24 protein-coding genes are annotated in these 26,617 nt (G+C 53.1%); 12 read left to right on the forward strand and 12 right to left on the reverse strand.

Annotated elements, in window-relative coordinates; all coding sequences use genetic code 11:
- From ureC to BMW46_RS11040, 5 genes are all read right to left on the reverse strand, one after another.
- Complete coding sequence (ureC, locus tag BMW46_RS11020; protein WP_074708492.1) at window positions 1-1,707, reverse strand: urease subunit alpha; 1,707 nt, start codon at window positions 1,705-1,707, stop codon at window positions 1-3.
- Between the two features lie 34 nt (window positions 1,708-1,741).
- The gene (locus BMW46_RS11025) at window positions 1,742-2,083 is read right to left on the reverse strand and encodes an urease subunit beta (RefSeq protein ID WP_011380584.1); all 342 of its coding nucleotides are present in this window, start codon (window positions 2,081-2,083) and stop codon (window positions 1,742-1,744) included.
- 23 nt (window positions 2,084-2,106) lie between these two features.
- Window positions 2,107-2,409, reverse strand: a complete 303-nt coding sequence (ureA, locus tag BMW46_RS11030) for an urease subunit gamma (protein WP_011380583.1) — start codon at window positions 2,407-2,409, stop codon at window positions 2,107-2,109.
- Between the two features lie 95 nt (window positions 2,410-2,504).
- Window positions 2,505-3,350, reverse strand: a complete 846-nt coding sequence (locus BMW46_RS11035) for an urease accessory protein UreD (RefSeq protein WP_074708807.1) — start codon at window positions 3,348-3,350, stop codon at window positions 2,505-2,507.
- A 226-nt stretch (window positions 3,351-3,576) separates the two neighbouring features.
- Complete coding sequence (locus BMW46_RS11040; protein ID WP_256377044.1) at window positions 3,577-4,800, reverse strand: hypothetical protein; 1,224 nt, start codon at window positions 4,798-4,800, stop codon at window positions 3,577-3,579.
- A gap of 410 nt (window positions 4,801-5,210) precedes the next feature.
- Here BMW46_RS11040 and BMW46_RS11045 point away from each other — a divergent pair, with 410 nt between their 5' ends.
- Window positions 5,211-7,289 carry an ATP-binding protein gene (locus BMW46_RS11045; protein WP_074708494.1) on the forward strand — a complete coding sequence of 693 codons (2,079 nt, stop codon included), beginning with the start codon at window positions 5,211-5,213 and terminating at the stop codon, window positions 7,287-7,289.
- 34 nt (window positions 7,290-7,323) lie between these two features.
- On the forward strand, window positions 7,324-7,959 hold the full coding sequence (locus BMW46_RS11050; RefSeq protein WP_081355778.1) for a response regulator: 636 nt from the start codon (window positions 7,324-7,326) through the stop codon (window positions 7,957-7,959).
- Between the two features lie 99 nt (window positions 7,960-8,058).
- Here the strand turns inward: BMW46_RS11050 and nikR are convergent, their stop codons facing one another.
- Both nikR and BMW46_RS11060 read right to left on the reverse strand, forming a co-directional pair.
- Window positions 8,059-8,520: a nickel-responsive transcriptional regulator NikR gene (gene nikR, locus BMW46_RS11055; RefSeq protein ID WP_074708497.1), complete on the reverse strand. Its 462-nt coding sequence runs from the start codon at window positions 8,518-8,520 to the stop codon at window positions 8,059-8,061.
- Window positions 8,521-8,576: 56 nt separating this feature from the next.
- Window positions 8,577-10,694, reverse strand: coding sequence for a TonB-dependent receptor (locus tag BMW46_RS11060; RefSeq protein ID WP_074708499.1), 2,118 nt, complete (start codon window positions 10,692-10,694; stop codon window positions 8,577-8,579).
- 371 nt (window positions 10,695-11,065) lie between these two features.
- On the opposite strand from BMW46_RS11060, the gene BMW46_RS11065 reads away from it, so the two are divergent.
- Genes BMW46_RS11065 through BMW46_RS11075 form a run of 3 tightly spaced genes read left to right on the forward strand, consistent with a single transcriptional unit; the run spans window position 11,066 to window position 13,681 of the window.
- Complete coding sequence (locus BMW46_RS11065) at window positions 11,066-11,980, forward strand: metal ABC transporter substrate-binding protein (protein WP_256377045.1); 915 nt, start codon at window positions 11,066-11,068, stop codon at window positions 11,978-11,980.
- Entirely contained in the window at window positions 11,952-12,779 is an 828-nt protein-coding gene (locus BMW46_RS11070) for a metal ABC transporter ATP-binding protein (RefSeq protein WP_074708502.1), read from the forward strand. The genes BMW46_RS11065 and BMW46_RS11070 overlap by 29 nt, the downstream gene beginning before the upstream one ends.
- Window positions 12,776-13,681 (forward strand): metal ABC transporter permease, encoded by a 906-nt coding sequence (locus tag BMW46_RS11075; protein ID WP_074708504.1) that lies wholly within the window; start codon window positions 12,776-12,778, stop codon window positions 13,679-13,681. Before BMW46_RS11070 ends, BMW46_RS11075 begins: the two co-directional genes overlap by 4 nt.
- A 59-nt stretch (window positions 13,682-13,740) precedes the next feature.
- Here BMW46_RS11075 and ftsB read toward each other — a convergent pair whose 3' ends face one another.
- The 5 genes from ftsB to tadA all read right to left on the reverse strand — a co-directional run bounded on the left by ftsB (window position 13,741) and on the right by tadA (window position 18,747).
- The gene (gene ftsB, locus BMW46_RS11080; RefSeq protein WP_074708507.1) at window positions 13,741-14,022 is read right to left on the reverse strand and encodes a cell division protein FtsB; all 282 of its coding nucleotides are present in this window, start codon (window positions 14,020-14,022) and stop codon (window positions 13,741-13,743) included.
- A 65-nt stretch (window positions 14,023-14,087) separates the two neighbouring features.
- A complete protein-coding gene (gene eno, locus BMW46_RS11085) occupies window positions 14,088-15,371 on the reverse strand; it encodes a phosphopyruvate hydratase (RefSeq protein WP_074708510.1) in 1,284 nt (427 codons plus the stop codon).
- A 126-nt stretch (window positions 15,372-15,497) separates the two neighbouring features.
- The gene (locus BMW46_RS11090; RefSeq protein WP_074708512.1) at window positions 15,498-17,198 is read right to left on the reverse strand and encodes a CTP synthase; all 1,701 of its coding nucleotides are present in this window, start codon (window positions 17,196-17,198) and stop codon (window positions 15,498-15,500) included.
- A 591-nt stretch (window positions 17,199-17,789) separates the two neighbouring features.
- Window positions 17,790-18,266: a L,D-transpeptidase gene (locus BMW46_RS11095; protein ID WP_074708515.1), complete on the reverse strand. Its 477-nt coding sequence runs from the start codon at window positions 18,264-18,266 to the stop codon at window positions 17,790-17,792.
- Complete coding sequence (gene tadA / locus BMW46_RS11100) at window positions 18,256-18,747, reverse strand: tRNA adenosine(34) deaminase TadA (protein ID WP_074708517.1); 492 nt, start codon at window positions 18,745-18,747, stop codon at window positions 18,256-18,258. Before tadA ends, BMW46_RS11095 begins: the two co-directional genes overlap by 11 nt.
- A 713-nt stretch (window positions 18,748-19,460) precedes the next feature.
- Between tadA and BMW46_RS11110 the strand changes: the two genes are divergently transcribed.
- From BMW46_RS11110 to BMW46_RS11140, 7 genes are all read left to right on the forward strand, one after another.
- Window positions 19,461-20,420 (forward strand): DUF5996 family protein, encoded by a 960-nt coding sequence (locus tag BMW46_RS11110; RefSeq protein ID WP_074708523.1) that lies wholly within the window; start codon window positions 19,461-19,463, stop codon window positions 20,418-20,420.
- Window positions 20,421-20,531: 111 nt separating this feature from the next.
- Window positions 20,532-21,002 (forward strand): hypothetical protein, encoded by a 471-nt coding sequence (locus BMW46_RS11115; protein ID WP_074708525.1) that lies wholly within the window; start codon window positions 20,532-20,534, stop codon window positions 21,000-21,002.
- Window positions 20,999-23,653, forward strand: a complete 2,655-nt coding sequence (locus BMW46_RS11120) for a M64 family metallopeptidase (RefSeq protein WP_074708528.1) — start codon at window positions 20,999-21,001, stop codon at window positions 23,651-23,653. Before BMW46_RS11115 ends, BMW46_RS11120 begins: the two co-directional genes overlap by 4 nt.
- 188 nt (window positions 23,654-23,841) lie before the next feature.
- The gene (locus BMW46_RS11125; protein WP_074708531.1) at window positions 23,842-24,321 is read left to right on the forward strand and encodes a VOC family protein; all 480 of its coding nucleotides are present in this window, start codon (window positions 23,842-23,844) and stop codon (window positions 24,319-24,321) included.
- Between the two features lie 364 nt (window positions 24,322-24,685).
- The gene (ccmA, locus tag BMW46_RS11130; protein ID WP_074708533.1) at window positions 24,686-25,306 is read left to right on the forward strand and encodes a cytochrome c biogenesis heme-transporting ATPase CcmA; all 621 of its coding nucleotides are present in this window, start codon (window positions 24,686-24,688) and stop codon (window positions 25,304-25,306) included.
- Window position 25,307: 1 nt separating this feature from the next.
- Complete coding sequence (gene ccmB / locus BMW46_RS11135) at window positions 25,308-25,967, forward strand: heme exporter protein CcmB (RefSeq protein WP_074708536.1); 660 nt, start codon at window positions 25,308-25,310, stop codon at window positions 25,965-25,967.
- Window positions 25,968-26,052: 85 nt separating this feature from the next.
- Window positions 26,053-26,550 carry a GNAT family N-acetyltransferase gene (locus BMW46_RS11140; protein ID WP_074708538.1) on the forward strand — a complete coding sequence of 166 codons (498 nt, stop codon included), beginning with the start codon at window positions 26,053-26,055 and terminating at the stop codon, window positions 26,548-26,550.
- The last annotated feature ends 67 nt before the right edge of the window (window positions 26,551-26,617 follow it).

Consider the following 26,617-nt stretch of genomic DNA (forward strand, 5'->3'; position numbering starts at 1 on the left):
CTAAAAAAGGAAATACCTTTGCGCCATCGGCAGCACGTCCTCCGCCCCGCAGGTCAGCAACTGTCCGTCCGCCCGAACTTCGTATGTTTCCGGATCGACTTCCATTTTAGGTGTCGCCGAGTTATGGATCATATCTTTCTTGCGCAGGTTGCGCGTATTCTTGACCTCGATCAGATTCTTATCCAGCTTCAATTGATCGACCAGGCCTGCGGCCAGCGCTGCCTGTGAGACAAAGGTAAAGCACGAGGTCTTGATACCTCCGCCATATCCCCCGAACATGTAACGGTAATGGACGGGTTGCGGGGTGGGAATCGAGGCGTTCGGATCACCCATTAAAGATGCCGCAATCATTCCACCTTTCAGGATCACGGAGGGCTTTACGCCAAAAAATGCAGGCCGCCACAACACCAGATCTGCATATTTGCCCACCTCCACTGAACCGAGGGCATGCGAGATGCCATGTGTGATCGCCGGATTGATGGTGTATTTGGCGATGTAGCGTTTGACGCGGAAATTATCATTCTTCGATGTATCTTCCTGCAAAGTCCCGCGTTGTATTTTCATTTTGTGCGCAGTTTGCCAGGTACGCAGAACCACCTCTCCAATCCGCCCCATCGCCTGCGAATCAGAGGACATCATGGAGATTGCGCCCATATCCTGCAGTATATCCTCCGCAGCTATGGTCTCCTTACGAATGCGCGACTCAGCAAACGCGATATCTTCCGGAATGTTGGCATGAAGGTGATGGCATACCATCAGCATGTCGAGATGTTCATCCAGCGTGTTGATGGTATAAGGCCGGGTTGGATTGGTTGATGAGGGCAGCACGTTTTCCTGACCTACGACGGCGATGATGTCCGGCGCATGCCCTCCCCCGGCTCCCTCGGTGTGGAAAGTATGGATGGTACGATCCTTCATGGCTGCAATCGTGTTTTCCAGATATCCGCCTTCATTGATGGTATCTGTGTGAACGGCAACCTGGACATCATACTTGTCCGCCACCGCCAGGCAATTGTCGATGGCTGCGTAGGTCGAACCCCAGTCTTCGTGCAGCTTCAGTCCGCATGCCCCGGCAAGAATCTGCTCTTCCAGCGGCCTCGGAAGGCTTACATTTCCCTTGCCGTAAAAACCGGTGTTCATCACCATACCATCCGAGGCCCGCAACATGGAATGAATGTGCCAGGGGCCAGGCGTACAGGTCGTGGCTGCCGTGCCCGTTGCCGGGCCAGTGCCTCCCCCCAGCATCGTGGTAATGCCATTCATCATCGCATCTTCTGCCTGCTGGGGGGAAATGAAGTGGACATGGGAATCGATTCCGCCCGCAGTCAGAATCATGTTCTCGCCGGCTATGATTTCCGTCGCCGCGCCGATCGACATCGTAACATTCGGCTGGATATCGGGATTACCCGCTTTGCCGATCTCCGCGATCCTCCCGTTCTTCAGGCCGACATCAGCCTTGACGATGCCCCAGTGGTCGATGATTACCGCGTTGGTGATGACCGTATCCATCACTTGATCGTGATTGTGCTGTGACTGCCCCATGCCGTCGCGTATCACCTTGCCGCCCCCGAATTTCACTTCTTCACCATAGGTGGTGAAATCCTTCTCGATTTCGATCATCAGTTCGGTATCAGCCAGGCGAATCCGGTCGCCGGTCGTAGGGCCCATCATTTCCGCGTAAGTCTGGCGGGAAACCTTCAAACTCATTCTTTAGCTCCTTTCTCGTTTGATCCGGCGATCTCTACTTAAGCTTGCCCATTACTTTCTGATTGAATCCATAGACGATCCGGTTGCCCGCCAACTCCACCAACTCCACCGTCCGTTCCTGCCCAGGCTCGAAGCGCACGGCCGTGCCGGCCATGATGTTCAGGCGCATGCCATAGGCTTCTTCGCGATCGAATTTCATCGCCGAGTTGACTTCGTAAAAATGAAAATGGGAACCAATTTGAATCGGGCGGTCGCCACCATTTGCAACCTTCAATGTCTTTGTCTTTCTGCCGACATTGAGTTCGATTTCGCCGGGTTGTGTGGTTATCTCGCCTGGTATGAGGGGATCTCTTGCCTTTCTTACCGTCTTTGCCATTATTAATCTCCCACGGTTTCTCTTTATACGATTGGATTATGGACAGTCACGAGCTTGGTACCATCCGGGAAAGTAGCCTCGACCTGAATATCGGGAATCATTTCCGGCACACCTTCCATGACATCGGCGCGTGTCAGAACTTTTCGCCCCTCCGACATCAGCTCTGCCACCGTATTACCGTCACGCGCCCCCTCGAGAATCGCGCAGGTAATCAAGGCAACTGCTTCAGGATAATTGAGCCGCAAACCGCGCGCCTTTCGTCTTTCCGCGAGCAATCCAGCAGTGAATATCTGGAGCTTGTCTTTCTCTCTCGGTGTCAGATCCATCGTATCTCCTCATTAAAAATCTCAAATGGTGCTGAAAAATACCTCCAGCGATTTTCCAAGCCCCATCCTCCAAAAACTTGCAGAACAGAACAGCATCAGGTATTCCAGCTGCGCGGCACGATCGCAGGCCGGCCGAGCGTGATGGGGCGGACGGCCCGCCAGATGCAAAGCATCACATGTCTCGCCACTTCACTCGAATCTCCCAGAAAACGTCCCACCAGAAGCGATTTGAATTGGGAAATGCCCACCTGCCCCGATTCTCCGCCGATGCGTGCCGCCTCTTCCCGTACAAGATCGATCGCCTGCGCTGGAAGGGGTTTGCCACTCATGATAAAAGTGGCGCAAACGGTGCGACCGGAAAGTGCAAGCCTTCCATTCATCGCTTTGCTTCCGCCCTCCAGACGAAGCTTCTCAAACCAGACCAGCTTTCCCTCCTGGCGGATACTCGTGTGCTGTTTTATCTCACCGCTATCGAACGATTCTCCGAATGCCGTACGGCCAAAGCATAGAATCTCACAACTCATGTAAACCGAATCCTTCTCCAGCTCGACCTGGTGATCAAGCATTACTCTTGCATTATTGAAAAAAATCGTTTCCTGCGGCATCCACTCCAGTACACCGCCTGCTTCCGCCTGCAGATAAACGTGCTGGCGCGCAGTCCGACCGGTGGATTTGTACCATTTTGTTGCACCGGGAGAAGTTATCTGAGCATGAGCGGACGGACCGACATGCACTCGTATTCCCAATTCATCCCCTGCGACCACGCCGCCCGGCGGGTGTATGACAATAGCTTGGCATACCTCATAACCCTCGGGATAGAGAGGTTTTTGCACCAACAAGGGGCCATGATGATCTCGCTCCACCATGCGGGTGATGCCGGAACTCTCCGCAAACTTCAACCGCAAATGGGCCCTCAATGGAGAATCTGGAGCCAGATTCATTTTCGGATCCAATGGCCTTCCAGAAGAGGGGAGCGGGCACAGGGTAGCAATACTGCCGGATGAAGGTGTCGAGTTCTCATCAAGTGAGCTCAAATGTGTTTTTGCGCCTGACTTCAAGCTAGCGCTCCCGGAATAACTCAAATGAATCTCCTTCTCCGCACCTCAAACCTCATTCCCGGATAAAAAATCAAATGCATGCCGATTGCTTGACCGAAATACGTAATGTCTACATTTGTAATTGAAACGATAGCTTGAATACATCAACTTTCTCGCCAGCCACATCCGGCGCATAGTTCAGCCGTTTGGTGAATAGATCTCCGTGTTGGTAGTACGCTGAAATTCGAGCGTTGAAACCGTCAATGATATAGTTGACACCCGCTTCAATTTCTTCCCTGTTGCTGCTGTTATTTGGCTGAATACTGGTGAATCGGCCATATGGTTGAAACTGGCCAATACCGATTCTCATCGGCAGGAGATAAAGTCCGGTGATCGTCCACGATTTGCCATCGAACATGCAAAAGCAATCTGGATCGCTAAACGCCGCAGACGAATAGTTGGCATAAAACTGCTTGTACTCACCATTTGCGGTGATTACACCCATGTTCCGGGGTAGCACTTTTTCAAAAAGGGCGTCCCCGACCAGCCCCAAGAAATCACTTCGATGCGCAAAGGAGCCGGCGCCATTTTTCTGGTATGAAACGCCGAAAGCAAGCGCGAGAATATCGCCGGCCTTGCCAAAATAGGTGCTGCTGGTATAGTAGCCAGGATTCTTTTCTGGATTCAAGAAGTTATATGTGAAACGGCCTGCCCATAATACGTCATCGCCCTGATTGGGGCCGGCGCTACGGGATGACTGGACTCCGCGGTAGACACCGACAGCATATCCCAGGGTACCCCTGATGAAGCCCGGTTCAAGGCTTCCCCAGAATGTGCCTCCATCGTCGCGTCCATAGCGCCCAGCTCCCCCGCTGCCAAATTTGGTGCTGAAATCCTGGGAAAAAAATGGTGTCTTGAAAGCGTCATGTGTTGATTGAAAAAAAGGCCCGCTCAGTTCGCCCCGTTCGGTCGGCACCAGCATACGACCACCCCAGATATTGAAATAACGGTTGAGCTCAAATTTTGCAATCGCATCGAGTACGTTGTACGACATCTTGGGATTATCACCGGGATGGGTGTTGTTACAGAAAAAACATTCCGTATTGACTTCGAACTTGAGGTACTGATGTATCTGCCCATTCAAGTAAAAACGAGCATTATCGATGCTGAAATCGCCGCTCCTGAGATTACCTGTGGCGGGATTTTCCACCCATAGCCCGGTTCCACGGAACCCCATTCCAAGCGTCACCCATTTAGTTTCGTCGATTGCGTACTTTGGCCCTTTTGGAAGCGTGACTTCTGCTGCCTGCACCCATGAGGATAGAAACAGGGAATCCATAATCAGCGCCAGCATCGCAAGCGATACGCTGCAAACATGAACGAGAAACTTCCGTTGCTTGCAGACAAGTTTCCACAGGTGCACCTCGACCGGTGCCGATTCATTATTTCGTACTTTATCTGCTCTTTGCATGAAGTTCTTCATTACCAAAGTTTCTTCTTGTAATTGTTACCCGACTGATAATCAGGTTGCACAATCATGCAGGAATTTTTAGTATTCATCATTAGAAAACATCCACAGCTTCCAAATTTGGTATATGAAAATTTCTTGATATTTATTACATTTACCAGCCAAAGCTGCTGCTTAGGCCGTCAACCCTGGCTACAAAAAAACCAACTGCTGGTTCCTGATTATTGTGAATTTATTCACGCTGATTTTTTGGCAAAAAACCCCTGATTGATGGCCATAGGGATATATATAAAAATATGAGGATCGGTTTTTTCACGAATTTCTCTCTCGCCTCCATCCTATTCGTGCTCACCGTGCTCATATTTCTTTCTTCTCGGGCGTTAAACACGCTGGATGAGGTTACCGAGGCTGAACGCCAGAAGCACCGATCGCTACAACTGGCAAATGAGCTGTTTCGCAGTTCCGAGGATTTGACCAAGATGGCTCGCACCTATGCAGTAACGGGTAATCCTGCCTACGAGCACAGCTTTTTTGAAATACTCGATATCCGGAATGGCATACGGCCGCGTCCCCAGGATTACCCGATTGCCTACGCGCATCTGGAAAATACCCATGCCACGAGTGCAAGGGAAAATACGATTTCTCTCATGGAATTGATGCGCCGCGAAGGTTTCAGTGAAGGGGAACTCGATCTGCTGCGGCAGTCGCAGGAAAATTCGGACAACCTCGTCAGGCTGGAAAAGCAGGCATTCGCTGCCGTAAAAGGGCTGTGTGAAGATCAGCAGGGGAATTTCAATGTGCCCTGTCCCTCTCGGCGAAATTTTGCAATCGATCTTTTGTTTGGCAAGCGTTATGAGACTGAGAAAATCAGAATCATGGCACCCATCAACCAGTTCATGCTCGAACTGGACACACGCACCCGTAACAAACTCAGTAATCTGCAGCTCAAGTTCGAGCAGCAAATCCTGCTGATACTGGTCGTACTATGCATTGCGTTGTTCTTTGCGACTCTTGCCACTTTTTATACACGCCGCAACATTCTGCTTCCGCTCGATTACCTCAGACGCCAGGTAAGCGGTATTGCACAAGGCAATTATTCGACTCGTTGTGCTATTTCCACCCGCAATGAAATCGCGGAGCTGGGGGGGGGGTTCAATTCCATGGCAGAAGCCATTGAACATGAAATTATCAAACTTAGACAAGTCGAAGAATCGCTGCGAGAACGGCTGAAGGAAATTAACTGCTTTTATTCGATCCGGCGAGGCATGGAGTCCTCATCGCTGGAAGAAGTATGCGGCACAATCGCGACCGAACTCATCGCAGCAATGCAGTTTCCACATCTCGCCAGCGTCAAAATCGAACTGAATGGCAAGGAACTTGTATCCGATCCATACCACGGAAATCATGTGCATGAATTGCAAAAACAGATCATCGTCCACGGCGAGACACGTGGCTGGATAAAACTGTTTTATCGCGGGGACCGGTTCTTTCTGCTGCCGGAGGAGCAGAATCTGATTGATGTAATCGGAGACGACCTGGGACGATGGCTGGAACACCAGCAGACCGAGGCACGGGTTCTGATAGAGCAGGAACTCCGGGTGCGTGACGCAGCAATACGAGAATTTGCTGCTCACCTCGAGCGAATGCGAGAAGAAGATCGCAAATATATTGCGCGCGAGATCCATGATGAGCTCGGTCAGCTTCTGGCGGCGCTGCATCTGGAAATCTCACTGCTAAGAAGCGCGAAAGATCATGGGAGCGAACGGCTCGAAACCATCAGACACAACATGGCCGAACTTGTCGAGAAAGCGGGCCAGAGCGTGCACAATGTGGCGGAACATTTACGTCCTGCTTCACTGGGACTGGGAATCGAATCGGCTCTTACAAAACTGACCAGCGAGTTCAAAAAACATACCGGCATAGACTGCGAACTGCGACTAACCGAGGAACCGGTGAACCTGGACGAGGACCAGACTGTTGCAATATTCCGTATCGTCCAGGAGTCACTGACAAATGTAACGCGGCATTCAGGAGCAAACCGTGTGAAAATCCGGCTATCCCGGGAAAAGGACGAGGTCATTGTCGAAATTTACGACAATGGCAGAGGATTCGACCCCGAGAGTGCAAAAAAAGGAAAGTCATTTGGATTGGTTGGAATGCGCGAACGGGCCGCAGCACTTCGGGGCTATATCGCTATCACAAGTGAGCCAGGCCAAGGTGCCTTGGTTCGTGTATCAATTCCGGTGAGGCGAAACGAGCGTTTTGATTGTACTGCCTCTGGCATTACAAATAGCGCATCCCTTCTTCATTCCATTGTTGCGGAGTGCCCCGAGTCGCCCGCATCTTTACAAAATAATGGAATATCCGTTTCATGAGCATCGGTGAGTACCCGTTTTCAGGAGAGAATGCTTGATCATCAAGACTTTTCTGGCTGACGATCATCGGCTTTTTCGTGATGGCCTGAGACGCATTCTTGCCGAAACAACAGATATCGTGGTCGTGGGCGAGGCTACTGATGGACTTGATGCTTTGAAAAAAATGCGCCTCGGGGGATGGGATGTAGCGTTGCTTGACGTCAGCATGCCTGGAATGAACGGGCTCGAGGTGCTACAGCGGATCATGGACGACGATCCAAAGCATCGCATACTGATGCTCAGCACCTACCATGAGGACGAGTATGCCATTCGTGCGATACGCGCCGGCACTTCAGCCTATCTGACAAAAAATAGTCCGACTGACCTGTTGATATCGGTAATTCGCCGGCTGGCGCATGGGGGAAGATACATAGATCCGAAACTGGCCGAGAAACTTCTGTTCGATCTGGGCCCCTCTTCCACCATGCCACGCCACTCCGCCCTGTCCAACCGCGAACTCGATGTACTCAAGCTCATCGCAGTCGGAATATCCTTGACCGAAATCTCCCAGAAGCTGAAACTGAGCGCGAAAACGATTAGTACCTATCGTGCCCGCGTTCTCGAAAAAATGGGCATGCAGAACAACGCGCAATTGATCCGCTACGTGGCGGAGCATAAGCTGCTCGAATAGGAGTTCATGCAGATCGATCCCACTTCTGCAGCGGCTGGATGCGATTCCCGAAATCTCTTCGGCACCGTCCTGGTTCACTATCCGCAGCAACTCGCCCCTTCAGGTAAGAGGGCTGCTATGAACATGTGGCTCGGATTCATGAAAATCGTGCTCCTGCACGATTTCTATTGGTAGAAGATGCAACTTGCCATGCCGCACTCCCGGTGTAGCGGTAACGAGATTGGCAAAATTTTTCACACTCCTGATCGTACCCCTCAGAATGGTCACTTCCAGGCAATTATCATGATCCATATGCACGTGCATGGTGGATAGGGTAAGGTTGTGATGATTATGCTGTGTTGAAGTAACACAGCGCGCCAGTTCACGTTCATGGTGATTATAGATATAGCTGAGCGTTGCAATACAGTATCCATCAGCATGTTCTTCCTGTCGCGTGGTTTCAATCATGTCTCGTATCAAATCGCGAACAGCTTCGGACCGGTTGAAGTAGCCTAGCTTGTGCATTGCGGATTCGAACTGCTTGGCAAGCTGATCATTCAGTGAGATGGTAAGACGTTCCATTGCCTGGGCTCCAGATATTCAGTAGTTCGATAGGTTCTTCAGCAATATGCTGATCTTTAGAAATTTCCGACCAGATTGATTCGGAAAGAGCGGCTTTCGATAGGATGGAAGTGCCGGTCGGCAACACCGGCATCGGGCTCACCGGGAAGTCGGGAGGTATAGTAGTAATCAATCGCGTGAGCCTTGGTATTGAATAGATTGAATACCTGTAGCATTACGCGGAATCTCTTATCGATCTTTATCCCGATCTGCCCGTTGACTGTGACCGTGTTGCCCGACTGAATGCTGTTATCCTCCACCAGGGGTCGTTTTCCAAAATAGCGGATTTGCATGCTGCCAAAGAGAGGGCCCAGATTGTCCACGGCAACAGCCAATTTGCCCACCCCCTTAACCGCGCCGGGAATGTGATTGCCTGCCGGATCTGAATCGGTAAATCTGGCATCGGCCAGCGCATAATCCAAATCCATCATTAGCCAGTTATTGGGCATATAGAATGCCGAAAGCTCGAACCCCTTGCGTCGACTGGGACGGCTTGCCTCGGTTGTGCCGGCATCCCCCACGAATAACAGCTCGGAGGCCAGATCCAGTTGAAAAAACGTGATCGACGCCTGCAGTCCGGGGATGATGGCAGTGCGTAGTCCCGCCTCATACCCCGTAGAGCGAACGAGTGGATGGACTCTGTTTACAGGTTCTCCGGATTTCGGATCCATGGTTGTCGTCACACCTCGCGCATCGTTGCTATGAAACCCGCTGCCGTAGTTGAAGTAATACTCCGTCTTCGCCCATGGTCCAAGGATCAGGCTGAGCTTGGGATTCGTGATGCTGTCGTATTCCCTGCCGGAATTGGCGCCAATATTGCTGTTGATATCGAACCAGTAAAAGTCGCTACGCACTCCCGTCACGCTGCGGAATTTTTCCAGCCATTGGACGCTGTTTTGATAATAGAGACCCACACTGTTTTCGAGCACATGGTCTTTACGCGTAACCGACAATACCCGGCGCTGCTTCGTGCTTAGCAGGCCATTATCTATAACGTCGCTCTGGACCTGGACACCCGCCAGATTTTCGAATGCGAACCCTGCCAAACCGGTTACCCAGGTATGATTCAAGTTGAAGGCAGACTGGAAGCGTTTGTCGGTTTGGGAAAACTGATCACCATTGATGGGATCATCGAGGAAATAGGTAAAATTGGAAAACAATGCGAGATTGCTATGGATAGTATAGAGATTTGCTCTCGTCACTCCATGATTGCTTGTGTGTTGCAAGGCTGCCGATAAGCTGAAGCGATGGGATTCTCCCCCGTCGCTCGGGTCAATTGCGCCCAGGCGCGGAATCAGACCACTCGTTACTGCGCGTTGTGGTATCTGATCGGTCGCATTCCAGTTTCCACCATAACCCATTGCGGTGATATTGAATCGGGTGTTGCCCGTATTTTGACTGTAGCGCAATACCGCGTTGAATTTCTTGTAATTCTCTTTGTTAATCCAGGGGCCATCCTTGGTCAGCAGTTCAAAGGCATATAAAAAATTGCCGCTACCCGCCTCATAAGATTTTGCCAATAGTCCACGCATGAACCCCTGCTGGCCTACCCCGTAGTTTGCAATGCCACGCGGCAGCTTATCGACATAACTCATACTGACCGCGCCCGCTGATGAGAAATCGCCCTGATCAGCATAATAAGGTCCTTTTTGATATCGCAATCCACTGGCCAGTTCGGGAATGATGAAATTCATGTCGGCCCAGCCCTGTCCGTGGCCATGGGAACGTTGATTTACCAGCATGCCATCCACTGTTATCCTCAGATCGGTTCCATGATCGAGGTTGAAACCACGCGCAAAGTACTGATTAGCTTTGCCTTCACCACTATGCTGGGTGACGATCAGGCCGGGAACGGTTTCGAGCAATTCCCCCGGTCGATAAACCGTCCGCTGATCAAGCTGGCGCTTGAGTACAGTGCCCTCGTTTGCCGAATCAGCAGTCCCGATCAGATTTCTGGCATCCGCCCGGACTTCCACTTCATTCAGGGTCAGGATCCCTGCTGCGTTGCTGCACAAGGGCATCATCAGTCCCGCAAGTACCGCTTCAATCGAAAGAACAACACGGCAAACCGGTCGAGCCGAATAAGTGCGGCAACTGTCCTTGATCGCGCCCTCTGATTGATATTCATATCCCACTCGAAACAGGTTCCTTGCTCGATTTCCTTATAGTGAAACTTGAGCCACAATAAAGAAAATGGTAGGAAATATTACAGATTTGTAATACCTCCAGACGAAAGACAGGGAGAAACCTGCAATCCAGCTAAAAGTACGTGCAAATAATGCGCATGTCTGTCGGGGGATATCGAAATGATCGGTAGGACTAAGTGAAGTCTTTGTCAGGATTTCCCTACATCATCGCAAATGGATTGATGGTAGGCTTTATAAGCACCTTAAAGGATGATCGATCTTCGGCCAAAGCGGGATATCCATTCACCATTTCTCATCGACAGAAAAAAACAGCCGTGCAGCTTCGTCAGATTGCTCTTCCATTTCTACTGCTTCTGTTAGTGCAACCGCTACCTTCCCATGCCGGAAATGCGGCCAAAAAGCTCTTTATCGTCACAACCGTGGCGCCCATCACGAATATCGTCCGGAATGTGAGCGGCGATTATGCAAATGTGACTGGAATCGTTCCCGATGGAACCGATTCTCACACCTTCGAGCCGGTTCCCGCAGATGCAAGGCTACTGGAAACGGCCGATATCATTATTGCCAATGGCCTCGATCTCGAGTTGCCCACCCTGAAGCTGGCGGAAAAGATCACGAAAGGAAGAGTACGGATTCTCGAGCTTGGAAACCGGATCTTGCGCAAGGAGGATTGGCAGTATGATTTCAGCTTTCCCCGCGAGCGTGGCCATCCCAATCCTCATCTCTGGCCCAATATCGCGCTGGCGATGCGTTATGTCGAGGTCGTGCAGGACGAGCTCATCGCGCTCGATCCCGTGCACAAGAAAGGATACATGGCAAATGCATCGATGTATCTGAGCAAGCTGCGTAAACTGGATAAGGCAACCTTTGATTGCGTAAAGACCATTCCGGAGAAAAATCGCAAGCTCGTGACTTATCATGACTCCTTTGCGTACTTCGCTCCCCGGTATGGGATGAAGATCATCGCGGCGGTTCAACCCTCCGATTTTTCGGAACCCGGTCCGCGAGAGGTAATCCGCATCATAAAGCAGATCAGGAACGAGAATGTGCCTGCTATTTTTGGCTCTGAAGTTTTCCCCAGTAAGATCATGGAGCAGATCGCCCGCGAGACGGGCGTCAAGTTCATAGATCAGCTTTCCGATGATGCGCTGCCTCCGCCTCCGGAAAACTCTTTCATCGGCATGATGGCGAACAACATGAGGATAATGACGGCAGCACTCGGCGGGAATCCGGGTTGCATGACAGATGTCGACACGAGCAATATCAAGTACTGAGTCGCACGTACACCCCGCAGCAGTCAGCCTGACCGATGTGACGGCGGGCTACGGACCTCATATCGTCTTCAAACGTTTGTCATTGAAAATTGACAAAGGTCAGTTCGCAGGAATCGTGGGCCCCACCGCCTGCGGCAAAACGACACTGCTTAAAACCATTCTGGGCACGCAATCGCCCCTTTCCGGCACTGTGCTCCTGGATGGACAGGCATTGAACGACATTCCGCGCGGCGTCATCGGCTATGTGCCACAATTGGGAAGCGTGGATTGGCGTTTTCCCGTTACCGTGGAAGAGGTCATCCTGATGGGCTTCTATACAGGAAAGCGGATATGGCCTTGGCCAAGCATGGAAGAGCGGGAGCGTGTCCATGATCTGGCGCACAGGCTGGGCATTTACCGCTGCCTGCGGCAGCAGATATCCAATACCTCCGGAGGGCAGCGCCAGCGCGCATTTCTCGCCCGCGCACTGGTCAACAATCCGGCGCTGCTGGTGCTGGATGAGCCTACCTCAGGGGTCGATATCAAGGCTCAACATGAAGTGCTCCATCTGCTGGGTGATATCAATAGCGAAGGTATTACCATTTTGCTCACCACGCATGACCTTAACGCCGTTGCTTCACACCTGCCCTGGGTAATATGTTTCAGGAACGGCTTGATAGCGCAGGGAAGGCCTCGCGACATCTTTACCAATGACATTCTGACCAGGACATACGGGGGCGATATCACCATAGTAAGGCATGAAGACTATTTCCTGATTGCCACTGGTACACCTATTCACTTTTCAGACGGCGGCCTGTGATCGAATTTCTTCTTGAGCCGCTGGAGTATGAATTTTTCTGGCATGGCCTGCTGGCGACACTGATGGTGGGAGCTTCCTGCGGCTTGATTGGAACCCTAGTGATACTGCGCGGGATGAGCTATGTAGGTCACGGCCTATCCCATGCGGCATTCGGCGGAGCAGTGGTTGGATTCGTATTGAATCTCAATTTTTATGCCGGTGCCGGGGCGATGGGCTTGCTTGCGGTGCTATTGATCAATCGGATTACCAGGAGCGGCACGATCAAGCTGGATGCAGCCATCGGCATCGTCACGAATGCCATGTTCGCGCTGGGCGTCGCCATCATCAGCCAGGTGCGCGCCTTTAGCCAGAGTTTCGAAGCAGCTCTGTTTGGAAATATCCTTGGAATCACGGAAGGAGACCTGCTGCTCATCGGGTTCGTTTCCCTATCCACCTTGACAACGATGTTCTTGATGTACAGGCCGCTACTCTTCTCTACGTTCGATCAGGAAGCGGCGCGAGTGTTCGGCATCAGGACAGCCAGGGTTCAACTGATATTCTCGCTGCTCCTCACGCTAACCATCATTGCTTCCATGAACATTGTAGGTGTCACCATGATCGCTGCCACCCTCATCACCCCCGCAGCCACGGCCCGCCTCATGACTGACTGTTTCAGTCGCATGCTGATCTATGCATTGATTATCGGTGGGATAACGGGCGTCGCGGGCATGTATCTGAGCTACATTTTCAACACCGCGTCGGGGGCAACCATTGTTTTATTTGGGGCTTCGTTATACTGTCTGAGCTGGCTTACCAACTTCCTTCATGACAGGTACGTTCTACAGAACCATCTTGATGGAAAAACCGATTTCGTTCAAACGACACAGCATCAAAGCGTTGAACGAAAAGAGGCTGGACTTTAAGTCAGATTTGGATCAATGCGCTCGTCACAGAAAATAGCTGAGCTCTTGCTCACAAAATCCTAATCATTTTTATCGTTCACCGTACGGAAAAAGATCTCACCCTCCTTGATCATACCGAGTTCATTGCGCGCCCGCTCTTCGAGAGCGTCATACCCTTGCTTGAGGTCCCGCACTTCCGCGTCCAGCGCGGAATTGCGAGTTTTGAGTTTTTCGTTGGTTTCATACTGGGTTGCAAGCTGCTGATCGACCTCCCATACTTTCAGCCAGCTACCCTTACCCAGCCATAGCGGATATTGCAGCAAAACAATCAATGCCACGAGTATAAGAGTCAATACTTTCACTTCGGCTTCTCCCAGGACTCCTCCTATGAGGAACTCCTGACCTGTCCGCTCGGATTTGAAAAGGCTTATTTCAACTGGTAGAAGGCACCGCGACCGGGATAACTGGCGGTGTCGCCCAGATCTTCCTCGATGCGCAGGAGTTGGTTGTATTTTGCAAGGCGGTCGGAACGGGAAAGCGAGCCGGTCTTGATCTGCAATGCATTGCTCGCCACTGCAATGTCCGCGATCGTGGTATCTTCGGTTTCACCCGAACGGTGCGAGACCACTGCTGTGTAGCCGGCACGCTTTGCACTTTCAATCGCATAAAGAGCTTCGGTAAGCGTTCCGATCTGATTGAGCTTGATCAATATGGAATTTGCGATGCCCTGGGAGACACCTTCTTTCAGAATGCTCGCGTTTGTAACAAAAATATCATCGCCCACCAGTTGCACGGATTTCCCAAGTCTGCTGGTCAGCAGCTTCCAGCCATCCCAGTCATGTTCGCTCATTCCGTCTTCAATGCTGATAATGGGATACTTATCGACCCAGGTGGCAAGATAATCGGCAAACTGGGTCGAATCGAGCGTCAGGCCATCCGACTCCAGATGGTATTTGCCGTCACGGTAAAACTCCGAAGCAGCGCAATCCAGGCCAATGGCGACATCCGGCCCCGGAAGATAGCCGGCGTTCTCGATCGCTTCCACGATCAGTTGCAATGCCGCCTCATTATTGGGCAGATCGGGTGCAAAGCCGCCTTCATCACCCACCGCCGTATGCATGCCTCTCTTGTCGAGCAAGCCTTTCAAGGTATGAAATACTTCCGCGCCGCAACGCAGGGCTTCGCGAAAACTCTGGGCGCCCAGCGGAATGATTACGAACTCCTGCATGTCAATATTGTTATTGGCATGGGCACCGCCATTGATGACGTTCATCATGGGAACAGGCATGGACATCGACCCCGCTCCACCGACATACCGGTACAGCGGTAGTCCGCATTCTTCCGCCGCTGCCTTGGCCACCGCGAGCGATACGGAAAGAATCGCGTTGGCGCCAAGCCTTGATTTGTTGCCGCTGCCATCGAGATCGATCAGCGTGCGGTCGATAAAAGCCTGGTCCATTGCATCCAGTCCCATGATTGCTTCTGAAATTTCGGTGTTCACATTTTCCACCGCCTTCAGTACGCCTTTACCGAAATAGCGCTGAGCGTCCTCATCGCGCAATTCGACAGCTTCCCGGGTGCCAACCGATGCGCCGGAAGGAACAGCCGCCCGACCCAATACTCCGGATTCAAGCAAAACATCCGCTTCCACGGTTGGATTCCCGCGCGAGTCAAGAATTTCGCGGGCGATGACATCTACAATTGCACTCATGCTATTTTTCCCTGATCATTTATCTGCAAGTTATTAAAAACGGTTCTGCTATTTTCCGAGGACTACGGAGATCGGCTTGAGGACTAGAGGCTGAAACGGTCTTGAAAGGCGTCTCCAACAATACAGTTATTGGATATAGGCGCCCGTTGTGGTGCGTTCAGGTTTATCGGTCGATATCACTCCTTCGCTGGAAAGGCTCTTGTCCGCGAATACAGCGGCCGCCTCGATGAATGCCGCAAAGAGAGGGTGTCCAGTCCGGGGAGTCGAGGTGAACTCGGGATGGAACTGGGAGGCAACAAACCATGGATGTTCGGTTTGTGGCAATTCGACCATTTCGCACAACCCCTCTCCGGCCGATACTGCGCTGATACTCAGCCCCGCCTGTTCCAGACGAGAGATGTATTGATTATTAACCTCGTAACGATGCCGATGCCGTTCGATAATTTTGTCGGACCCGTAAATTCTGCGGGCAAGAGATCCCTCTTTGAGCAAGCATTCCTGGCCACCCAAACGCATAGTCCCTCCGAGATCGGAGTCCGCAGTCCGGATTTCCAACTGGCCTTCACGGGAGCGCCATTCGATAGTCAGTGCAATAACGGGATAAGCTGTCTCAGGATGAAACTCGGTACTGTGGGCCCCTTGCATGCCAGCCTTGTTACGCGCGTATTCGATGACCGCCAGTTGCATGCCAAGGCAGATGCCGAGGTAGGGAATGCGGTTGGTACGCGCGAAATGGATAGCCATGATCTTGCCCTCTACTCCACGTTTTCCAAAACCCCCGGGCACCAGGATAGCATCCATGCCTTCCAGACAGCCGGTACCGTCCTTTTCTATACTCTCGGAATCCACATAATGAATGTTGATCTTGCTGCGCGTGTGAATTCCCGCGTGAATCAGCGCTTCTGACAGAGACTTGTAAGACTCCGTCAGATCGACATATTTTCCAACCAGCGCGATTTCTATCACCCGCTCCGGATGCTCCAGCGCGTGAACCAGTTTTTTCCAGATACTGAGATCCGCCGCCTTGGCAAGCAGGTTCAGCTTGTGGCAGACGATTTCATCCAGCATCTGGTCGTGCAGCAGCGAGGGGATTTTATAGATGCTGTCCACATCCAGCGCCAGAATCACCGCCTCTTCCCGAACATTGGTGAACAGTGCGATCTTATGGCGCTCATCCGCAGGCAGTGGACGGTCGGCGCGGCACAACAGCACATCCGGCTGAATGCCGATTTCGCGCAACTCCTTTACCGAGTGCTGCGTTGGCTTGGTTTTCAGTTCCCCGGCGGAGGGGATATAGGGCAGCAATGTGAGATGAATGAAACAGGTATCTTCCCGCGGGAGCTGAACCGCCATCTGCCGGATAGCTTCCAGAAAGGGCAGTGATTCAATATCCCCTACGGTTCCACCGATTTCAACGATGGCTACCTGGGCGTCTCCGGCACCCACCCTGATGTAATGCTTGATTTCGTCCGTGATATGCGGAATGACTTGCACGGTGCCGCCCAGATAGTCGCCGCGCCGCTCCTTCTTTATCACGCTCTCGTAAATCTGGCCTGTGGTAAAGTTATTGCGCCGCTTCATCTTGCCACTGATGAAGCGCTCATAGTGCCCCAGGTCGAGGTCCGTTTCCGCGCCATCTTCGGTGACGAAGACCTCGCCATGCTGAAAGGGACTCATGGTGCCTGGATCGACGTTGATATAAGGATCCAGCTTGAGCAGGGTAACTTTGATGCCGCGGGTTTCGAGAATGGCTGCGAGAGAAGCGGCGGCGATGCCTTTCCCCAGAGAAGAAACCACCCCTCCAGTCACGAACACGTACTTTGTCATTGGACGCCGATCATAAATACGCCCTTTGCTCCAACCAGCGACGCGCACCTCTTTCTGGTCGATTCGACTTTGTCATAAGGAGACAGCCACAACGCGTACTTTGTCATGGACGTATATGATACCTGAAAACACCTTGCCACTCAAATTGGACTGGATAGCAAAGCTGTGTTTCATGGATGAAGTGGACAGGAAGCGCCGAATTCACCCTCTTCTCCTTATACCCGGGCTTTGTTACAGCCATAACTGTCCATGCTTCATGCGCTTGTCCAAAGCGGCAAGGTAATCTCCCAGGCAGGCAAAGCTATCGCCGTGCCGTGGTGGAGCTTCACCGATGTCCCCTTGTTGCGCCGCTTTTTCAACGGGCGGCGAGGTAGGAAATGTCGAGCGTGGAGCTATTCGCAGAGTTGAACAGTACCGATCATCAAATGGGGGTCATGAGAAACATTCCCGTTCCTGCTTGTCACAGGCCTCGCCGCCGTCAGTGCTGAAATGATGGGGTTAGTAAAAACATTTTCTGTTCTGCATCCTTTTGGATTCAACTTTGCTCCCTCTGCTCCTTCTATCCTTTTGAAATCAGAGGACTGGTGATACTTAAGTGTTCCTGATATCCACCGCCGTTCCCGCCTCCACCAGGTCGAACAGCTCAAGTAAATCCTGATTCCGCATGCGAATGCAGCCGATGGAGCCGGGTTTGCCCATCTCCACGCTGTCGGGAGTGCCATGAATGTAGATATACCTACGCATGGTGTCCACCTTTCCCAGACGATTGAAGCCGGGTTCACAACCGGAGAGCCATAAAATGCGGGTCAGTATCCAGTCCCGGCGGGGGAAATTCGCAGCAAGTTCTGGCGTATAAATTTCGCCGGTGGGACGGCGTTTCACGAATACCGTATTGACCGGTTGGTCAGTCCCGATCTTGGCACGAATGATGTGTCTGCCTAATGGTGTACAAAAGCTGCCGTTTTCCTGGCCCACGCCGTTTTTCGCCGAAGAGATACGGTAGCGCCTGACGACATCGTTATCATGTAAATCAAGTGTTTGAGAAGGAATACCAACTTCAATTCTCATCAATCTCTTCCCTATTCGTTGTTTTTGCCTCGCGTCGCTTCGCAAAGAATTGCCTCAGCTTATACCCCCCCTCCTCTGCGAGCACCCCTCTTGCCACCTGCAAGTGATGGTTGAGCCGAAGCTCGGTGGAGAGGTTAATCACGCTTCCGCATGCACCCGTCTTCGGATCCGCAGCCCCATACACCAGCCGGGCGATACGTGCATGAAAAATCGCTCCCATGCACATGGCGCAGGGCTCCAGAGTCACGTAGAGCGTACAGTCCGCCAGCCGGTAATTGCCGAGATGACGGGCTGCATCCCGTAAGGCCATCACCTCTGCATGTGCAGTGGGATCTGATGTCGAGATGGGACAATTATAACCGCGTCCAACAATTGTTCCATTCCTGACTACGATCGCTCCAACCGGCACCTCGCCTGCTTGTTCCGCCTGGGCAGAAAGCTCCAATGCAGCATGCATGAAACCGGCATCCGAACTATTCAAATCGATTATTCTTCCCTTTGTATTACTTGTTACTATTACTTGTTACCGAAAAAATGTTCTGCCATCGAATTGGCCAACCTGCTCCAAAACCTGGATACCCTTCGCAATCAGCTTTATCCGCAATGATGGTCTGCCTTGATATTCCAGTCTTTTCGCCCAATTGAGCGTAAGTCCATATTGTATATCGCCCTTCTGCCACCACCACAGCCACCGCAGAAAACTTGTCCGATCCAGTCAAATCCTTCACCTTCAGGAACGGGTTTATTGATCTGCATTTCTCCCCGCTTTCTTGTGTCGCGGAGAGCCTCTAAAGCTTCTTGCTATTTGAAACAACATGAACTAGAAAAAACTGTAAGGCCAGTAGACTTCCGTAAGCAAAGCTTTCAATCAAATCGTTTCAGGGAGAATTGGAAATGCCTGAATCCACCCAGGAAAAATTGAAGCCTCTCGAACCATTGAAGGGCGATAACCGGCAGCGTATGGGTCGTTTGTTAGGAAACCGGCGAATGTGGATGCTACGATCACGAGGCCGGAACATGCGGTCCATGCCCGGAGCTCCCATCGGATTTCCCTTGATCTGAACGAGAAATTCTATCCGCTCCGCTCGCTCCGGTTCCGATATGACGGGCCAGATGAATGGCAGCGAATGGCAAGAGGCATTGTAGTTATGCGATTTTTCCATTTTCCCCCGTCGACGAGTCGACCCAATACCTATGACGAATAAACATGTAGCGGATATCGGGATGGGTTGGCCGAAACTGCCTCCCCTGGAAGTCTGGCAGGACACCTGCACCACTGTGCATATGTGGACACAGATCGTGGGCAAAATCCGGCTGAAGCTCTCGCCGGACATCAATCACAGCTGGGGCTGCACACTTTATGTCAGCACGAGAGGACTCACGACTTCACCCATCCCCTACCGCGGGCTGGTGTTTGCCATCGACTTCGATTTCATCGACCACATGCTGCACATTTCCACATCGGAAGGCACGAAGCGCTCATTCGCATTGAGACCCATGCCTGTCGCGGATTTTTACCACCAGATGATGCGAGTGCTCGAGGAATTGAACATAGAGATCAGCATCCTCACCAAACCCTCCGAGGTGGAAGTAGCAATCCCTTTTGAAAAAGACGACCAGCATGCGAGCTATGATATCGAGAGCATGACACATTTCTGGCGGGCTCTCGTCCAGGCGGACCGTGTACTCAAGGATTTTCGCGCCCGCTTCGTGGGCAAGGCGAGCCCGGTACACTTCTTCTGGGGATGGTTCGACCTGGCTGCCACCCGTTTTTCGGGAAGAACCGCACCGAAACATCCAGGTGGCGTTCCTAATGTCGCCGCCCGGATAACGGAAGAAGCCTATACGCAAGAGGTATGGGGCGGAGGCTTCTGGCCCGGAACGGGCCTGGGAGAAGCGGCTTTTTATGCGTACGCTTACCCTGAGCCGGCAGGTTTTGATAAATACGTCATTCAGCCGGAGTCGGCCTATTTCCATGACAAACTGGACAAATTCGTACTGCCTTATGAAACCGTGCGAGCTTCTACAGATCCCGACCAGATGCTCCTCTCCTTTTTCCAGACTACTTACGAAGCTGTGGCCAACCTGGCACATTGGGACCGGGACTCACTGGAACGCAAAGCTATAGAAGCAATTGAGATGGCCTCCGGGTAGCTCAGCGGAATTCGACAGGTTAACAGGAGCAGGCAACAGGATTAGAACCAGCGAACCGAGTTTCAACGCATCGCGGCCGTAAGCCATACCGTCCTACCCACAGGAGAAAGCATGCCAAATTCGGATCAATCCCGCCGGCTCGACCCCAATCAGCGCAGGACGCTGAGACTCACATTCCGGGTTGCAGATGGAGCGGTTCACCTGGTCTCGTACGAGCGACTTCCCATGATTTGTCCGCCTTCGGTCGGAGAAGCGCCTCAGGCCAGGAAAAATGGTGGCTTCTGGATGGAACTCCGGGACGGGAACAACCAGGTCCTGTTTCATCGGCTTATCCATTCGCCGCTCATCGGCTCCGTTGAGGTGCACTCACCCGATGGGAAGATCGAACGAAAATTTGGGGAGGTCAAGGAGAGTATTTTTGAAGTGCTTCTTCCGGATAATCCTGCTGCCGAATCCATTGCCCTGATAGGTGAGTCGCTGGACCTTTCCGCTCTTTCTGCTACGGGGGCACAGCAGCGTGCCACCTCAACCGAGTTGGCCCGATTTGACATACCGAGGGAAGAGAAAGGGGGCATGCAATGAGTGCGAGTGACGGGTATGTCGTGGGCACCACGAAGATCGTTGATCATGGCTCCGATAGTGTCCGATGGAACCTGGTCATCCTGGGTGATGGATATCGTGCGACGGAGTTGGCGCAGTACCATATCGACGTACAGAACTTTGTTACAGCCTTGCGCACTATTCCGCCCCTGGACGAACTCTTCTGCGGGATCAATGTACACCGTGTCGACATCGTGTCGAATGAAAGCGGCGCAGATGATCCCGGATGTGCCGGGGGAACTCCAGCCACGGCCAATACCTATTTTGACGCGACATTTTGCAGCATCTTTGCCGGAACACCGCTCGATCGTCTGCTCACCGTGGATGCCGGGCTCGCGTTGTCTGTTGCGTCCGTCCAGGTCCCACTCAGGCATCAGGTGCTTTGCATAGTCAATTCGAGCAAGTATGGAGGATCAGGCGGAATGATCGCCACGTGCTCCACCCATGCCCAGGCGGCGCAGATAGCGATCCACGAAATGGGACACAGCGCTTTTGGACTGGCCGATGAGTATGGGGGGAATGGCGCAGGCACACCGGCGGGAGAACCTTCTCAGCCGAATGTAACACGCGACACCAGCCCCACCACTAACAAATGGCGCGACCTCATCGCGCCGAGCACTCCCATGCCTTCACAATGCGACCCCGGTTGCGCGGCATCCGCTTGCGTCCCACCCGCGCTGCCTCCCGCACCTGATGCGGTAGGCACCTATGAAGGCGCAATTTACTCGGACTGCGACACCTATCGCCCTCTGCCAAGCTGTTATATGCGAGATTACGCGCCTTTCTGCCCCGTCTGCGCAGGCGTAATCCGGCAAACGCTGCAACCGTTTCTTCCCCCTGAATCGATCACCCTGACCACCCCGAGTATAAACTTCCTGAATGTTCCCGCCGGGATGGGGGGTGTCGGTGTAACGACACATCGGGCAATCCTATGGGAAGTGGTGTCCTGCCGAAGCCTGACATTTGAGATTACCGCAGGCCCTACCGGCGGATTCGGTACACCGAATGGCACCTCCGTTGTTGTGGCGAGCGACCCGATTCTGCCGGTTATCTACGTGCGGCTCTGGCTGTCCTACACCTCCACGAATCCGGGCGATACTGCGAGCGGCAACGTTACCGTGCGCTGCGTCCAGACGGGGGAAAGCTGGGTAATCAACATTGCTGCCAACACGACTGCGCGTCCCCGTTCTGCAGTGGCGCTTGTGCTCGATCGCTCCGGCAGCATGAATGAAGATGCCGGCGATGGCATCTCCAAGGTGCAGAAACTGCGCGAAGCCACAAATGTTTTTATCAGTGTCATGCAACCGGCGGACGGCATCGGCCTGGTCCGCTTCAACGAAGCGGCCCAGCGTCTGATGGAAATCCAGGAAGCCGGCGCTGCTCCGGGCGGTACGGGGCGGACCATTGCCATGGGACATATTGCCGGAAGCGATATCGACCCCGCTGGCGCCACCTCCATCGGTGACGGGGTCGTGAATGGAAAGCAGATGCTGGATGAGGCGCAGGCGACGGCAGCCACGCCTTATGACGTTACCGCCATGGTCGTGCTCACCGATGGAATGTGGAATCGTCCCCCGCCTCTAGCCGACGTCACGGGCAGCATCACGGCAAATACCTATGCGGTTGGCCTGGGGCTGCCCTCCAACATCAGCATTCCCGCACTGACGACGCTATGTCAGGGACATAACGGATATCTTCTGGTGACCGGCGCACTTTCGGACGACCAGCCCATGCGGCTCAGCAAGTATTTTCTGCAAATTCTCGCAGGCGTATCGAATGCCCAGATCACCGCCGATCCGCGGGGTATTCTCAGCAGGGAATCGGAGCATCGTATCCCGGTTTCGATCTGTGAAGCGGATTATGGAATGGATCTGATCGTATTGAGCCCTTTTCCGCGAGCGATCGATTTTCAGCTTGAGGCGCCGGACGGCTCCAGTATTACGCCAGCGTCACCCCCAGGGTCAACCAATTCACGATTCATCCTGAGCCCGCATGCATCCTATTACCGGTGCGCGTTGCCGGTGCTTCCAGCCCAGTCAGCCGAAAGCCATGCCGGGCAATGGCATGCAATACTGAAACTGCAGAGCGGAACATCCGTATCTGCTGCGCAGCACGCGGCGCTGCCTTATGAGTTTGTCGCGCACATCTATTCCAGCTTGACCTTCATGGCGTACGTCAAGCAAGCGAGTTTCGAGGTGGATGCCATCATTCACCTGATCGCTGCGCTGTACGAATATGACGCACCGCTTCAGGGAAATGCAAGCGTCTGGGCCGAGATAGTGCGACCGGATGGGATTTCTGAGCTTATCCCACTCAGCCGCGATCCACAGGGGCAATTTACCGCTGCCTATCCACTCAAGGTGCAAGGCGTCTTCCACATCCGGGTGCGTGCACGCGGTGAAACAGCACGGGCAACGCCTTTTGAACGGGAACGCACGCTTACTGCGGTTGCGATCCCGGGTGGCGATGTATGGAATCCGAACGAACCCAAAGTGAACGATTTCTGTAACCTGCTGCACTGCCTTCAGGAAAAGGATGTGATCAGCGACGAACTCATACACAGGCTGAAAGAACAGGGAATCGATCTGCCGACACTGTTGAAATGCCTGGATGAACGGTGTGATCGAGGGTAAAGGGATAAAGCCCGAATAATGCCCGAAGGAGGAATCGGTCGGGAGTCCTGGCCGGGAGTCTTTCAATCACCCTCCACTTCCACTCTTTCCCATTCGCAGGCAATTGCAAGTTCATCGGCAAGCTCCAGTTTCCGCCCTCAATCCTCCCGCTCCCTTCGGGAGTTCATCAATCAACCAAGGAACCGCACATGATTGTTAAACCCATACCCGATAAACCCATACCCGATGGTTACCACAGCATCACTCCCTACCTCATCATCGATGGAGCAGCCGAGGCGATCGCATTCTACAAACGTGCTTTCAGCGCAATGGAATTGTTCAGGATGGATACGCGAGATGGAAAAGTCGGCCATGCGGAGATTCAGATCGGTGACTCACGCATCATGATGGCGGATGACTGCGGGGAAGAAAAGCCTTTCCGTAATCCCCAATCATCCGGCAGTTCTTCGGTCGGTTTGCATTTATATGTGAACGATGTGGATGCGGTGTTTGACCAGGCCGTGGGAGAAGGAGCAAAGATCATCAAGCCGCTGGAAGACCAGTTTTATGGCGATCGATCAGGCGCGCTGCAAGATCCTTTCGGCCATATCTGGTTCATCGCGACGCGCAAGGAAGACGTGTCGCTGGAGCAGATCAGGCAACGCGCCGAGGTAAAGTTCAAGCAGTAGTTCAAGCAATAAGTACTTTTGATGCCTCACGCGCTGCCAACGTCATTGGAAGTACGATTAAAACTCCCGTACTTCTGACACAAGAGAGACGGGTTCACATCTTCGCGGGGAATGCAAACCAGAGGCCTGGAGCGAGATAACTGGCCGCCGTCGCCTTGTTCCGAAATTCCTGTTGTTCGCCCTCCCTCCCCTGCTTCTATCTCTCCTATTCTGACCAATCTCACCACCGGTGATGTCATGAATATCCCGGCTGTACCCAAACCATACTGATTTCCAGCAGTACTGCCGCAGAAACTGGAAGATCAATCCAAAGGCCATCGGCCTTATCGTTACGCTATAATGCTGACTTTTTTGGCGACTGATAATGCCCACGCTGGAAGGAATTGACCTGGCATGCATCCGCGGTGACCGCAAGCTGTTCAGTGGCGTCAATTTTTTGCTCGAATCCGGGGGGTTGATGCAGGTTCAGGGTCCAAACGGCAGCGGTAAAACGAGTCTTCTACGCATGTTGTGTGGACTGGCTTCGCCGGCCGAGGGCGAAATCCGCTGGGATGGTATCCAGATTCGCTCTCTTGGCGGAGATTATTTTGGCGCGATGACCTATCTCGGCCATTTAGGCGGAGTAAAAGACGATCTGACTGCCATCGAGAATTTGCGCATCTCCAGCGCACTGGGTGGGGTTGATCTGGATGAACGCAAGGCCCATGACGCCTTGCAGCACATGGGATTGGGCGGACGCGAACTGTTGCCTGCCAAGGTGTTGTCGCAGGGACAGCGCCGCCGGGTGACGCTGGCGCGCCTGCTGGTATGCGGTACCGTGCTCTGGATACTGGATGAGCCCCTGACTGCGCTCGATACGAGTGCAGTCAAGCTGGTACAAGGTTTGATAGAGCGGCACCTGGAACACGGCGGCATGATCGTGATGACGACCCACCAGGAAATCGAGATAGCCGGCGCCGCCATCCAGCGGCTGCAGCTCACCTGACATGTTTTTCTGGATCCTCCGGCGAGACCTTCTGCTTGCGGCAAGACGCCGCTCGGATGTCCTGACGACGCTGTTTTTTTTCATCATCGTCGTCAGTCTTTTCCCGCTTGGCGTCGGGCCAGAGATGAACATGCTTCGTCTCATGGCGCCAGGCGTGGTCTGGGTGGCTGCTCTGCTGGCCTCGATGTTGTCACTGGGACGCATGTTTTCCAGCGATTATCTGGATGGCACGCTGGAGCAGATGTTGCTCTCGCCCCAATCTCTCCCCCTGCTCGTATTGGGCAAGGCATTGGCCCACTGGCTCGTGACCGGGGTTCCCCTTGTACTGATGGCGCCGGTATTGGGCATTCAGTACGATCTGACGAGTGATGCGCTTCTTGTGCTGACCGCTTCCCTGCTGCTCGGAACGCCCGTGCTGAGCCTGATCGGCGCAATCGGCGCAGCGCTTACTCTGGGCCTGCGCGGTGGGGGCGTATTGGTCTCCCTGCTGGTGTTGCCGCTGTACATTCCTGTGCTGATTTTCGGTGCGGGTGCAGTGGAGGCAAGCACCGCCGGGTTAGGGGCGGGAGCACACATGTCGCTGCTAGGCGCTTTCCTGCTGGCATCTCTCGTATTGGCGCCGTGGAGTACCGCGGTCTCGCTGCGTATATCCCTGGAATAAAGAAGGTCGAAGAATCCCAGCAGCTCTTCATTACGTATCGGCGAGCGCGATGAAGAGGGGTTGCCAATTGCGACAGGAGGTTTACATGCAAATCCGCTTGGAACGACCCGAGGATATTGCCGCCATCCAAAGCCTCATAACTGCCGCATTCAAGGAAATGCCTTATAGCAGTCAGACCGAGGGAGCTGTTGTCTCTGCGTTGAGGAGCGCGGGAGCATTGATCCTTTCGCTCATCGCCATCGAGGATGGCGAGATCATCGGCCATGTTGCTTTCTCGCCCGTTGCAATCACCGGTGCAACAAATGGCTGGTATGGACTTGGCCCGGTTTCTGTCCGACCTGATCGGCAAGGAAGAGGCATCGGACAGGCTTTGATCCGCGAGGGGCTTGCCCGCCTTAGAGATATGAACGCCCAGGGGTGCGTTGTCCTCGGCGACCCTGGCTACTACAGCCGTTTCGGGTTCATCAGTGATCCTGGACTCCGCTATGGGGACGTGCCACCGGAGTATTTCCAGCGATTGGGGTTCACCGGGATCGTGCCTGAAGGCGAAGTCGTGTTCCACCCTGGGTTTGACGCGACCTGAGAGGATTCTCGCATGAGCTCATGAACACGCTGCTGGAGGCCGTCTCCATTAGCCTGATACAGGAAGC

It is taken from the genome of Nitrosospira multiformis, from assembly GCF_900111585.1.
Classification (GTDB): Bacteria; Pseudomonadota; Gammaproteobacteria; order Burkholderiales; family Nitrosomonadaceae; genus Nitrosospira; species Nitrosospira multiformis_B.